13 protein-coding genes are annotated in these 11,566 nt (G+C 67.9%); 4 read left to right on the top strand and 9 right to left on the bottom strand.

Translation table 11 applies throughout. The annotated features are described in order from the left end of the window. The first annotated feature begins 326 nt into the window (after positions 1–326). Positions 327–1,565, top strand: a complete 1,239-nt coding sequence (locus tag ACRDPS_RS09910; protein WP_431501465.1) for an inositol monophosphatase family protein — start codon at positions 327–329, stop codon at positions 1,563–1,565. An 11-nt stretch (positions 1,566–1,576) separates the two neighbouring features. Here ACRDPS_RS09910 and ehuA read toward each other — a convergent pair whose 3' ends face one another. From ehuA to ACRDPS_RS09945, 7 genes are all read right to left on the bottom strand, one after another. Further along, on the bottom strand, positions 1,577–2,380 hold the full coding sequence (gene ehuA, locus ACRDPS_RS09915) for an ectoine/hydroxyectoine ABC transporter ATP-binding protein EhuA (RefSeq protein ID WP_431501466.1): 804 nt from the start codon (positions 2,378–2,380) through the stop codon (positions 1,577–1,579). Next, positions 2,370–3,050 carry an amino acid ABC transporter permease gene (locus ACRDPS_RS09920; protein WP_431501467.1) on the bottom strand — a complete coding sequence of 227 codons (681 nt, stop codon included), beginning with the start codon at positions 3,048–3,050 and terminating at the stop codon, positions 2,370–2,372. The genes ehuA and ACRDPS_RS09920 overlap by 11 nt, the downstream gene beginning before the upstream one ends. Further along, positions 3,050–3,751 (bottom strand): amino acid ABC transporter permease, encoded by a 702-nt coding sequence (locus ACRDPS_RS09925; RefSeq protein ID WP_431501468.1) that lies wholly within the window; start codon positions 3,749–3,751, stop codon positions 3,050–3,052. The genes ACRDPS_RS09920 and ACRDPS_RS09925 overlap by 1 nt, the downstream gene beginning before the upstream one ends. Before the next feature lie 21 nt (positions 3,752–3,772). Beyond that, a complete protein-coding gene (locus ACRDPS_RS09930; protein WP_431501469.1) occupies positions 3,773–4,669 on the bottom strand; it encodes a transporter substrate-binding domain-containing protein in 897 nt (298 codons plus the stop codon). A gap of 259 nt (positions 4,670–4,928) precedes the next feature. Then, positions 4,929–5,501 (bottom strand): hypothetical protein, encoded by a 573-nt coding sequence (locus ACRDPS_RS09935; protein ID WP_431501470.1) that lies wholly within the window; start codon positions 5,499–5,501, stop codon positions 4,929–4,931. A gap of 52 nt (positions 5,502–5,553) precedes the next feature. Then, on the bottom strand, positions 5,554–6,198 hold the full coding sequence (locus ACRDPS_RS09940; RefSeq protein WP_431501471.1) for a class I SAM-dependent DNA methyltransferase: 645 nt from the start codon (positions 6,196–6,198) through the stop codon (positions 5,554–5,556). Beyond that, a complete protein-coding gene (locus tag ACRDPS_RS09945; protein WP_431501472.1) occupies positions 6,195–7,073 on the bottom strand; it encodes an alpha/beta hydrolase in 879 nt (292 codons plus the stop codon). Before ACRDPS_RS09945 ends, ACRDPS_RS09940 begins: the two co-directional genes overlap by 4 nt. Positions 7,074–7,118: 45 nt before the next feature. On the opposite strand from ACRDPS_RS09945, the gene cls reads away from it, so the two are divergent. The 3 genes from cls (at position 7,119) to ACRDPS_RS09960 (ending at position 9,830) form a co-directional block, all read left to right on the top strand. After that, positions 7,119–8,567: a cardiolipin synthase gene (gene cls, locus ACRDPS_RS09950; RefSeq protein WP_431501473.1), complete on the top strand. Its 1,449-nt coding sequence runs from the start codon at positions 7,119–7,121 to the stop codon at positions 8,565–8,567. A gap of 61 nt (positions 8,568–8,628) precedes the next feature. Next, positions 8,629–9,117: a thioredoxin family protein gene (locus ACRDPS_RS09955; protein ID WP_431501474.1), complete on the top strand. Its 489-nt coding sequence runs from the start codon at positions 8,629–8,631 to the stop codon at positions 9,115–9,117. Next, positions 9,114–9,830 carry a cytochrome c biogenesis CcdA family protein gene (locus tag ACRDPS_RS09960; protein WP_431501475.1) on the top strand — a complete coding sequence of 239 codons (717 nt, stop codon included), beginning with the start codon at positions 9,114–9,116 and terminating at the stop codon, positions 9,828–9,830. Before ACRDPS_RS09955 ends, ACRDPS_RS09960 begins: the two co-directional genes overlap by 4 nt. 651 nt (positions 9,831–10,481) lie before the next feature. Here the strand turns inward: ACRDPS_RS09960 and ACRDPS_RS09965 are convergent. Next, complete coding sequence (locus ACRDPS_RS09965) at positions 10,482–10,931, bottom strand: hypothetical protein (RefSeq protein WP_431501476.1); 450 nt, start codon at positions 10,929–10,931, stop codon at positions 10,482–10,484. Between the two features lie 71 nt (positions 10,932–11,002). Further along, positions 11,003–11,566: non-canonical purine NTP pyrophosphatase (locus ACRDPS_RS09970; protein WP_431501477.1), on the bottom strand; the 564-nt coding region annotated here is incomplete at its 5' end.

Below are 11,566 nucleotides of genomic sequence, written 5' to 3' on the forward strand. Positions count from 1 at the left end.
TCCGCGCCACACCCGGGCCGCCGCCCCGATAATCAGCCAGGTCTTTTCTCGATGGGTCCCGGTGTCCAGGACCGCGCAGCGGCCGGCGCAGCCGGCGGGCCGTAGGCCCGTCCTTGACTCCGGGGCCTATCGAGAACACCCTCCAGGAAAGGGTCGGCGGCCCACACCAACCCGCCGGCGCGAGCATTCCGGCAGGGAGGCCTCGACAAGCCCGACCACCGGAACCAAGGGAGGTCTCGACAAGCCCGACCACCGGAGTCGACCTGGTCTCGACAAGCTCGACCACCGGAGACCGAGAGATCGAGACCTGGCGATACCGTCCAGCCATGGAGCAATGGCAGACGCCGGCGGAGATCGTCGCGGCCCGAGGCCGGTTCGAGAAGCAGATCGAGGGATGGGTGCCACCGGCGGCGCACGGGGTGGGTCTCGTACCGTCGACAGCGCCGGCCCCGAGCGCTGAACACTTCCCGGTGGTCAACGCCTACGGGCACCGCCTGCCAGCGGTTGTGGTGGCGACGGTGGTGGGGCATCGCGGAGGGACCGCGGCATATCGGCTCACCAGGCAAGACCTCGAGCGGGCGATCGAGCTGATCACCCCCGCGGAGGCGTACGTCGAGTATGACCACCCCAACTTGTGGACCTGGCGAGACACGTTCCTGCCTGCAATCGACGCGGACCCCGAGGCGGAGGTCGTCGCGGTCTTCATCGGCGACGCGCCGGAGACGATCCCAGATCCGGCGATCGACGCGTTCCGGGCAGCATTCCCAGACGAAGCAGTCGCGATCACGGCGGCCACGGCGGGGGCGGCGGTCGTCAGAGAGATGTACGGCACCGAACTGAGCCATTTCGACAAGTCGCTGATCGACTTCGCGACCGAGGCGGACATCGCCTCGGAGAAGGCGATCCGGGAGGTGATCGCGACCTACCGCCCCGAGGACGCCTTCGAGGGCGAGGAGTCAGGCAGCGACGGCGACAGCGAGCGCAGATGGCTGGTCGACCCGCTCTGCGGCACTCTCAACTACGCCGCGCAGACCCCGCTCGCCGCGGTGAACGTCGCCCTGGTGACGCCCGACGGCGTCCGGACAGCGGTCTCGGCTGACCCGATCAGCGAGGAGACCTTCTGGACCGACGGCACCGACGCCTGGATTCGCAAGGGCGGCGGCGACACCGTCCTCGCCCCGACCCCACGCACCATGCTCATCGACATCCAGTGCGACGGCACGCCCGACGAGCCGTTCCTCGGCGGACAGCTCGTCGCCGATCCCGAGCTCCGCAAGAAGTTCGGCCCACGGGTGATGTCGACCACGCTCGCGCTGACCTGGGTCGCGGCAGGACGAAGGGCGGCGTACGTCACTGACGACCGCCTCACCGAGGGCGGTGGCCTCGAGGGAAGCGTCCACTTCACCGCGCCGATCGCGATCTGCCAGGCCGCCGGCTGCATCGTGACCGACCTCGAGGGCAACAGGCTCCACGAGGGCCGCGGGATGATCGCCGCGGCCGACGCCGCCACCCACCAGCAGGTGCTGGACCTGGTCCGCCCACACGTGGACGCCATGTCGAGCTGAGTCGAGTCAGGTCAGAGGACCGCTTGCAGGAACTGTTTGGTCCGTTCATGCGTCGGGTTGTTGAACATGACCTCAGGCTTGGCCTCTTCGATGACGCGACCTTCGTCGAACATCAGGACCCGGTGGGAGACATCCTGGGCGAACTGCATCTCGTGGGTCACCAGCAGCATCGTGATATCGGTCTCCCTGGCCACCTCACGCAGCACCTCGAGCACGTCGCCGACCAGCTCCGGGTCGAGCGCGGAGGTGACCTCGTCGAGCAGCAGGATCTCCGGCTCCAGCGCAAGTGCGCGCGCGATGGCGACCCGCTGCTGCTGACCGCCCGAGAGACTGCTCGGGTGAGCATCGACCTTGTCCCGGAGACCGACCTGGTCGAGCAGATCGACCGCCTTGGCCCGCGCCTCCTCCTTGGACTGGCCGAGCACGTGCACCGGTGCCTCGATGATGTTCTCGCACACCGTCATGTTGGGGAACAGGTTGAACTGCTGGAAGACCATCCCGATCCGCTTGCGGATGCGGGTGACCTCTTTGTTCGGCAGCTTCACCCGGCGGTTGCCGCGCTTGGCGTAGGTCAGCGGGTCACCGTCGACGTAGATGTAACCGCCGCTCAGTTCCTCCAGCGTCATCAGCAGCCGAAGGATGGTGGTCTTCCCGGACCCGCTCGGACCGATCAAGGTGACACGTTCGCCGCGTGCCACGGTGAAGTTCAGCCCGTCCAAGACGGTGTTCTTGCCGAACCTCTTGGCCACGTCCTCCATCACGATCCGTGGCTGGTCCCCGGTGGACGCGCCCGGGCTGGTGGGGTCAGTAGACAAGCTTCTTCTCCAACTTTCGCATCAGGACGGCCGTGGGGTAGCTGGCCGCGAGGAAGATCAGGCCGGCGACGGTGAAGACCTCGGTGTATTGGTAGGAGGCCCCGCCCAGCTGTTTGGCCTTGGCGACCATCTCGGGGACCAGGATGACGAGCAGGAACGGAGTGTCCTTGAACATCGCGATCGCCCAGTTGCCCAGCGACGGTAGCGTGGCCCGCAGCGCCTGCGGGATGATCACCGCTCGCCAGATCCGAGTCCGCGGCAACGAGAGCGCTGTGGCCGCCTCCCACTGCCCGAGACGGATCGATTCGATACCGGCGCGGTACGACTCCGCCATGTACGTGGAGTAGTGGACAGAGAAGACCGCGATCCCGATGATCATCCCGATGGTCTCGACGTCGGTCTCGGGAAACCTGCGATATCCGTCGAACGAGATGAAGATCGCCACCGCGAACAGCAGTTGCAGCGGCAACGGCGTCATTCGGATCACGTCGAGCACCCAGGTGAGCACCATCCGGACCGGCGTCGGCAGCTCTCGCTGGCCGATCGCCCAGATCAGACCCAGCAGGGCCGCGATGACCGAGCCGGCCACCGTGACCACGAGGGTCACCTGGAGGAACGCCATCAGCAACGGACCCACGGTTTCCAGCGCAAACTCGAGATCGAACTCCATCAGGCCACCGCCTCTGCTGTCGCGCGGGTCGTCCTGGTCTTGCTCGGGGCGAGCCCGAGGCGTCGCTGCGCGCGACGTTCGAGCAACCGCAGGCCGCTGGAGCAGCCGAGCGCGACCAGGTAGTAGAGCAGGAAGCCGACGCCGTAGGCGATCCAGAGGCCCACGTCGGGATCCTTACGCATCACCTCGACCCAGTAGGTGAGGTCGTGCAGACCGATCAACAACGCCACTGCGGTGCCCTTGATCAGCATCACCATCAGGTTGTTGAGACCGGGCAGCATCAGCCCCCAGGCCTGCGGCCAGATCACCCGTCGCACCGCCATCGCCCACGACATCGAAAGTGCTGTGGTGGACTCCCACTGCACCTTGGCCACGGCGTTGAGCGAGCCGCGAACCACCTCGGAGCCGTAGGCGCCGTAGTTGAGGCCCAGACCGATGATGCCGCACCACATTCCGGGAAGGTCGATCCCGAAGAGCGGGAAGACGTAGAAGAGGAAGAACAGCTGGACCACCAGCGAGGTGCCGCGGAAGAACTCCACGACGACTCGCGATCCCACTCTCAGCACAGCGATCGGGCTGATCGCGCACAGGCCCAGGAAGACAGCTACGACGAGCGCGACGACCGCCCCTCCTCCGGAGAGGGCCAGGGTTACCTGGACACCTTCCCAGAGGTAGGGGCTGTAGTCAGCTACTGCTTGCAAGAAGTCGGACAAGGCGTTCGATCAGTTCGCCGACTCGTACTCGTCCACCGTCGGCAGCTCTCCCTTGCAGAGCATGTCGGTGGTGATGTTCTCCGGCGGACGCTCGGCGTCGGTGAAGCCGAACTCGCCGAGCACGCTCTCGTACGCCTCGGTCGAACCAGTGATCTTTGCGAGCTCCTTGTTGTAGTCCTCGCGCAGCTGGGAGTCCTTGTCGCGGAAGACGGTGGCACCGGAACCGACCTGGACCACGTCGTCGACGACCGCCTCGAAGGAGTCGGTCGCCTCGAGACCCGCGTCCGGGTTCTCCTCGACCCACGTGCGGACCGAGATCCCGGTCAGCGCGAAGGCATCGGCCTGGCCGTTCTGGACCGCGGCGTAGCCGTCCTCGGCGGAGTTCACCGTGGTCACGCCGTCGATGCCGAGCCCCTCGGCGTAGCCCTGCTCGATGGCGCCGTTGATGACGGCGAGCCGGACGTCGGAGTCGGCGACGTCCTGCATGTTCTCCAGGCCCTCGGGGTTGCCCTTCGGAACAGCGAACGCCGTGGTGTACATGATCTCCGGATCGCCGAAGGATGCCTGCTCACAGCGCTCCGGCAGGATCGACATCCCGGCGCTGACCACGTCGTAGCGGCCGGCGTTCAGCCCCGGGATCAGACCGTCCCACTCCACGACCTCGGCCTCGACGTTCTCGTAGCCGAGGTTGGTGAAGATCTCCTTGTGAAGCGCAACGGTGGCGCCTGTCGGCTCGCCATCCTCCATGTAGGAGTACGGCTTCTCGCCGGCGATGGCGATCGTGATGGTCTTGCCGTCTTCTCCTCCGCTGCCACTGTCAGTGTCGCCGCCACAGCCGGAGAGGAGCAGAGTCCCGGCTGCGAGCGTGGCAAAGAGTGCGCGCGAGCCTCTTGTGCGCAGTCGCATGGTGTTGAAACCTTTCGATCGGGCGTGCGACGCGTCGACCGAGTCCGCCGCGTCGAGCTAAGACCTCGTGACCGTATGACGTCCTCGCCGACATCTCAACGGCTGTCGATCGCCGATCCGTGCGTCCTGGAGACAGTTTCCCCGCTCCGGTATTCCCGGGATGACCTGCGCAGACTAGGTCCCGTCCGATGCCGTTCGGACGGCCCGCACCACGCCCACGATCGACATATGTTCGTTACCTTATCGCGGCGGAACGGTCTCAGCGCTGCATCAGCGCGTCCATCGCGACCGCGACGGCTGCGGCGACACGGAAGTCGATACGCGGGTCGTGAACGTTGACGGTGTACTTGTCGCGGAACGCGAAACGGCGCTCGATCGAGATCAGCGGCTGGCCGTCCGAGGAGACGTAGTCGAAGTGGACCGGGAGGAAGTCGACGTCGGTGAAGCGGCGCAGGATGGCGACCAGCTGGTTGCGCTCCTGACCGGTGCCGGCGTAGCCCGGGCCCTCGACATGGAAGGTCGACCGCAGCAGGCTCTTGCCGAAGTCCTTGCGGAAGAAGCCCAGCCCCGCGCCGCTCGGGTCGGTGACGTCATAGCCGGCGTTGAGGTCCATCACCGCGCGCGCCTTGAACGCGAAGACCGGCTGCGACTTCGACTCGTCGGCGAAGAAGGTCACCTGCTCCTTGAACGCCAGCCGCTTCTGCTGCGCGAAGGCGAGCACCTGCCCCTCCGAGCCGTCGGCGTTGGCGGCCTGGGCGACGTACTTGTTGGCGAAGGGGGTGACCTTCTGGCGAAGGAAGAAGAGGGGTACGTGGTAGGGCTGCTGCGTCATGAGGCGCAACCTACCGCCGCCCCGGCCTCCGCGCAGGGATTAACGGGACCCGTCAGCGACGGCGGGCGACGAGATAGGCCTGCGGGGTCCGCTCCCAGTCCTCGGCGGATCGCACCACGGTCGCGGTGACCTCGAAGCCCGCCTCCTCGAGCAGCGCGCCGGTGGCCTCGACCGGGAGCCGGTAGCCGTCGAAGGTGACGTCGTGACCATAGGCACCGATGTGACGTACGTGCTCGTCCCCGACCTGGAACGCCGTCACGAACCGCCCACCGCGACGGGTGACCCGGGCGAGCTCCTCGATGACCGCGGGACGGCGCGCGGCCGGGGTGTGGATGAGCGAATACCACGCCAGTACGCCGGCGAGCTCGCCGTCACGGAGCGGCAGGCGCCCCATGTCGCCGACCTCGAACCTGAGCTCGGGATGCCTCTCCTTGGCCCGCGCGATCATGCCCGTCGACAGGTCGACGCCGAAGACGTCGAGACCCCGCTCGGCCAGGTAGGCGGTGATCCGCCCCGGCCCGCAGCCGATGTCGCCGACGAGCCCGCCACCGTCCTTGCGTACGTAGGCCGCGAAGGTGTCGAGGACGCCGGCGTCGAACGAGGTCTCGGTGAGCTCCGGGTCGACGATCTCGGCGTACGTCTTGGAGACCGTGTCGTAGGCGGCCCGGGTCTCGGTGACGTCGTAGGGCTCGGTCACGGCCACCTTCTCAAGAAGCCCGCGGTCATCACCATGACCGACTCGGCCGCGGGGAAGGTGGGGCCGTGGCGCCAGAACCCGTGGATCTGCCCGACGGCGCGGAACGCGACGACCTCGACACCGAGGTCGGCCAGCCGCAGCGCGAAGTCCTCGTTCTCGTCGGTGAGGATGTCACCCTCGGCGCTCACGATCAGTGTCGGCGGCAGGTTGCGGAGCTCCGCGTCGGAGGCCAGATAGGGGCCGAGATCGGGGTTGCGGAGGTCGGCCTCGGTGGCTGCGTACTGCTTCCAGTACCACACCGCCTCTTCGCTCCAGCCGTCCTCCATGGCGTAGCCCGGCGTGCTCATCGACGGGTCGAGGAACGGGTAGACGAGCACCATCGCCGCGAACGTGCCCGGGTTGCGCAGCGCCGCGACCAGCGCGAGGTTGCCACCCGCGCTGTCCCCGTGGACGTACGCCGGCAGCGTGCCCAGGAGCGGGTCGTCGCGCAGCCACTTGATGACCCTGTCGACGTCGTCGGGCGCGGCGGGATAGGGGTGCTCGGGAGGTCTGCGGTAGTCGACCGACAGCACCCTCAGCCCGGTCCGGTTGGCCAGCCGCCGGCTCGCGGTGTCGTGGACCTCGACATCGTTGAAGACGAACCCGCCGCCGTGCAGGTGGACGATCAGCCCCTCGCGTACGTCCTCAGGGGTGTAGAGCCGGCACGGGACGCCGCCGGCGTCGATGCCGGTGACCTCCGCGACCTCCTCCTTCGCCTCCGTCGCGGCCAGCTTGCGCGCCTGGTCGCGCTTGGCCGCGATGTCCACGTCCCATACCGGCGGGTCGGCCTCGCCGGCCTCGATCACTTTGCGGGCAGCAGGGAAGAGACGGACCATGTCAGAAGATTCCCACACCGTTGGTCGTGGTGCATGCTGAGTCGCATGACAGCGGCTGGGGTGTGGGGCACCTCCATCTACCTCATCGACCTGGCGGTGAAGGTCATCGCGCTGGGACTGGTGCCGAAGAACCGCCGTCCCGGGACCGCGATGGCGTGGCTGCTGGCGATCTTCCTCATCCCCGGAGTCGGCCTGGTCGGCTATCTGCTGCTCGGCCAGACCCGGCTCGACCGGCGCCGACACGAGCGGCAGCGGGCGCTCAACGAGGAGGTGACCCGGTATGTCGCCGGCCTGCCGAAGACGCCGCACCCGCAGTCGATCTCGCAGGTCGACGCGGCCACCATCGAGCTCAACGAGCGGCTCGGCTCCTTGCCCGCCACGACCGGGAACCGGATCGAGCTCATCGCCGACTACGGAGCCTCGATCGAGGCGATGACGGCGGCGGTGGACCGGGCCGAGGACCACGTGGACGTGCAGTTCTACATCACCGCCTGCGACCAGGTCACCGAGCCGTTCTTCGACGCCCTCGACCGAGCCACCGCCCGCGGCGTGCGCGTACGCCTCCTGCTCGACCATCTGGGATCGCGAGGCATTCCGGCCTGGCGCCGGCTCGTGAGACGGCTCGACGCCTCCGACATCGACTGGCGCCGGCTGCTCCCGATCGATCCGCTGCGTGGCCAGCTCCGCCGACCCGACCTGCGCAACCATCGCAAGCTCCTGGTGGTCGACGGCAGGGTCGCGTTCATGGGCTCGCAGAACCTCATCGAACCCGGCTACAACAAGCCGAAGAACCACAAGGCCGGCCGGGAGTGGGTCGAGCTGACCGCCCTGATCGAGGGCCCGCTGGTGAGAGCGCTGAACGTCGTCTTCGCCAGCGACTGGAACACCGAGACCGGCGAGCTGCTGACCTCCGAGCTCGCGGCGCCGGTGCCGCCGGCCGGCGACGTCACCGGCCAGATCGTGCCCAGCGGCCCGGGCGTCGACGCGGAGAACAACCTGCGCGCCTTCACCTCGCTCATCTACGCCGCCAGGGAGCGGATCTCGATCACGAGCCCCTACTTCGTGCCGGACGAGTCCCTGCTCTACGCCGTGACCACCGCCGCCCGGCGCGGCGTCGAGGTGGAGCTGTTCGTCAGCGAGGGCAAGGACCAGTTCATGGTCTACCACGCCCAGCGCTCCTACTACGAGGCGCTGCTGCGGGCCGGTGTCCGCATCTACCTCTACCCCAAACCCGCCGTCCTCCACGCCAAGCACTTCAGCATCGACGACGAGGTCGCGGTGCTCGGTTCGAGCAACATGGACATGCGCTCCTTCGCGCTCAACTACGAGGTCTCGCTGATGCTCTTCGACGGTGACCCGGTGGCACAGATGCGGAAGGTCGAGGACGGCTACCGGGCAATATCTCGCCAGCTGCTGCTCGAGGAGTGGCTCGCGCGACCGAAGGCCGCTGCGTACGTCGACAACGTGCTGCGCCTCACCGCCGCGCTCCAGTGAGCAGCGCGGGAGGAAACTGCCTCGCGGGGCGGCCGTCCTCGAGGACATAGGCTCCGAACCCATGCACATGAACTCCCGCATCGTCGCCGTGCTCGCGCTCGTCTGTCTCGCCGCCGCCGGGTGCGGCTCCCCGGAGGACGACGCCGCCGATGCGCCTGCGACTCCGAGCGCGTCCTCGACGCCGGCGAGCTCCGAGTCCGCGCCGGCCGAGACGCCGGCCGAGGGCGCGGCCTGCGGCGAGGGCCGCTACGCCGACTACTCTCCCGAGGCGGTGGCGGATGAGTGCTACGCCGACACCATCCTCTTCTTCCACGCACCGTGGTGCGTGGAGTGCCGTGGGTTCGAGGAGGCGATCAAGGCCGGTGAGGTCCCCGAGGGAGCGCAGATCCTGAAGGTCGACTACGACTCCGCGACCGACCTGCGCAAGAAGCACGAGGTGACGATCCAGTCCACCTTCGTACGCGTCGACCCCGACGGCGAACGCGTCAAGCTGTGGTCGGGCTACGGCCAGGACAAGTCGGTCGACGCCATCCTCGAGAACACCAAGTGACGCTGCTGGTCGCCTCGTTCCTCGCCGGGGCCCTCTCGGTGCTCGCGCCGTGCGTGGTGGCGTTCGTGCCGGCCATATTCTCCCGTGGGACCGGCGAGCGGCGCCCCTGGGTGGCGGTGGCGGCGCTCGGCGTCTCGGTGATCGTGTTCAGCGTCATGCTCAAGTCGACGACCCTGCTGATCGACGTGCCACCCAGGTTCTGGAGCGTCGTCTCCGGCGTGATCGTGGCTCTCTTCGGTGTCGTGATGGTCTGGCCCCGTCTGTGGGACGCGGTGGCGCTCCGGCTCGGCCTCGGATCGCGCGCCCAGGAGCGCCTCGCCCGCTCGAGCACCCGCGGCGGGATCGGCGGCGACATCCTCCTGGGCGCGAGCATGGGCCCGGTCTTCAGCGCCTGCAGCCCGACGTACGCCTTGATCGTGGCGGCAATCCTCCCCGCCGAGCCGTTGCGCGGGCTCGGCTACCTGATCGCGTACGTCGCCGGCCTGACGCTCCTGCTCGCCGCCGTCATGGTCGGCGGTCGGGCGCTGCTCAGCAGGCTCAAGTGGGCGATCGATCCGGAGGGCATCTTCCACAAGGTGCTCGGCATCGTACTGGTGCTCATCGGCGTCGCGATCGCGACCGGGCTGGACAAGGCCCTGCTCACTCTCCTGGTGGAGCAGGGCCTCTTCGACTGGCAGATCGGCCTCGAAGGTCAGCTGAGCAGCGACCAGTGACTGTCGGGCGTCGGTGACTCAGGGCGCCAAAATCCCGCCATGGCGGGATTTTGCGCGTCTCAGGCGCAAATCTGGGCCGCAGTTTCCCGCCATGGCGGGAAGTTGTCCGCGACAACGCCCGCGACGGCCGCAATCGATGGATCTGGGCTCAGTCGCCCGGACCGACTCGGCCGTACTCGAGGCGCTCGATCACCCCGGCGAGACCGGACTCGATGTAGGTGCGTTGGCGCCGGTCCAGTCCGTGGAGCACCTCGTGCCACGGCCCAAGACGGTGCCAGACAAGCGCCCGACGCTCCTCTTCGAGACTAGGTCGGTAGCTGCCACGGAGGCCCTCACGGAACGTCTCCGGAGTGCCGTTGAGTGTCCAAGCGAGGTCGATCGCCGGGTCCCGCAGACACGAGTCGGTCCAGTCGTGACACCGGAGACGCCACTTGCGTCGACCAGCAGGTGAGCCGGCCCAAGATCGCCGTGCGCAAGAGACAACGGTGTCGTGTGCCTAGATGATTGATGCACGGGGTGGCCGTCGCGAGCGGCGCTCGGCGCCGCGCTGGCAAGGCGCCGCCCTGAGGGAAGACTGGGCGTCTTGTGAAGGGCGGCAACGCCGCCAGCGTGGATGCCGGGTGCCGCGTAGCAGGTCAGACCCTGCATCAATCATCTAGTGGCCGCGATCAATCCGACACCTCGCTCGCGCAAGCCCGCCGGCAGCAGCGGGACGACCTCCGCCTCCATCCGCACCAGCACGCCGGCAAGGCTGTCGAACCTTGGCGCGAGACCGAGCTCCGCCAGATCCAGGTCATGAAGCAACCGTAGGAACCTGCCGACGGCCACTCCGTCGCGCCGGGTCAAGGCCGAGGGTGGCGCGGCGGCGCCCGGAACGATCCGGTGTCGAACCCGCCACGGACCGTCAGCGTCCGCTGGGACCTCGTACGGAACGGGCACGACGAGTGGCAGCAGCGGTGCGATCAGGGGCAGGAGTCGACACTCCCACTTCAGGCCGTCACGCACCTCCGGTCGCCGTGGTGTCCGGTCGATGAAGACGTCGTCGACGATCGCCGCATCGCTGTCCCAGCCGGGGTCAGCGACCGGCCTCCGGGTGCTCATCCGACCACGTCATCGGCACAAGGTCGAAGATCGCAGCCACCATATGACTGGGATCTTCGACCTTGTGTCACTCAAGCGAGAATCTCGCCGATCCGAGGGGCGATCTCGCGCAGGGCGCGGCCGCGGTGGGAGATGGCGTCCTTCTCCTCGATCGACAGCTCGGCAGACGTACGTCCGTCCTCGGTGTCGACCGCGACGAAAACCACGTCGTAGCCGAATCCGCCGTCACCACGGACCTCACGGATGATCCGGCCGTCCATGCGGCCCTCGACGACGAGCTCGCCGCCGTCCCAGACGAAGGCGATCGCACAAGCGAAGTGGGCGCCGCGCCGCTCGTCGGGGACGTCGGAGAGCTGAGCGAGGAGCAGCTCGTTGTTGCGGTCGTCAGACTTGGGGGGACCACCCCAGCGAGCCGAGAGAACCCCCGGCATCCCGTTGAGCGCGTCGACGCACAGCCCCGAGTCGTCAGCGACGGTCGGCAGGCCGGTGGCCGCGAACCCGGCCCGCGCCTTGATCAGAGCATTGCCCTCGAACGTCGGCGCGTCCTCGACCGGCTCGTCATACTGCGCGACGTCGTCGAGGCCGACGACCGAGACGCCGGGCACCAGCGGCGAGAGGATCCGGAACATCTCGCC

It is taken from the genome of Nocardioides sp. (genome assembly GCF_050699375.1).
Classification (GTDB): domain Bacteria; phylum Actinomycetota; class Actinomycetes; order Propionibacteriales; family Nocardioidaceae; genus Nocardioides.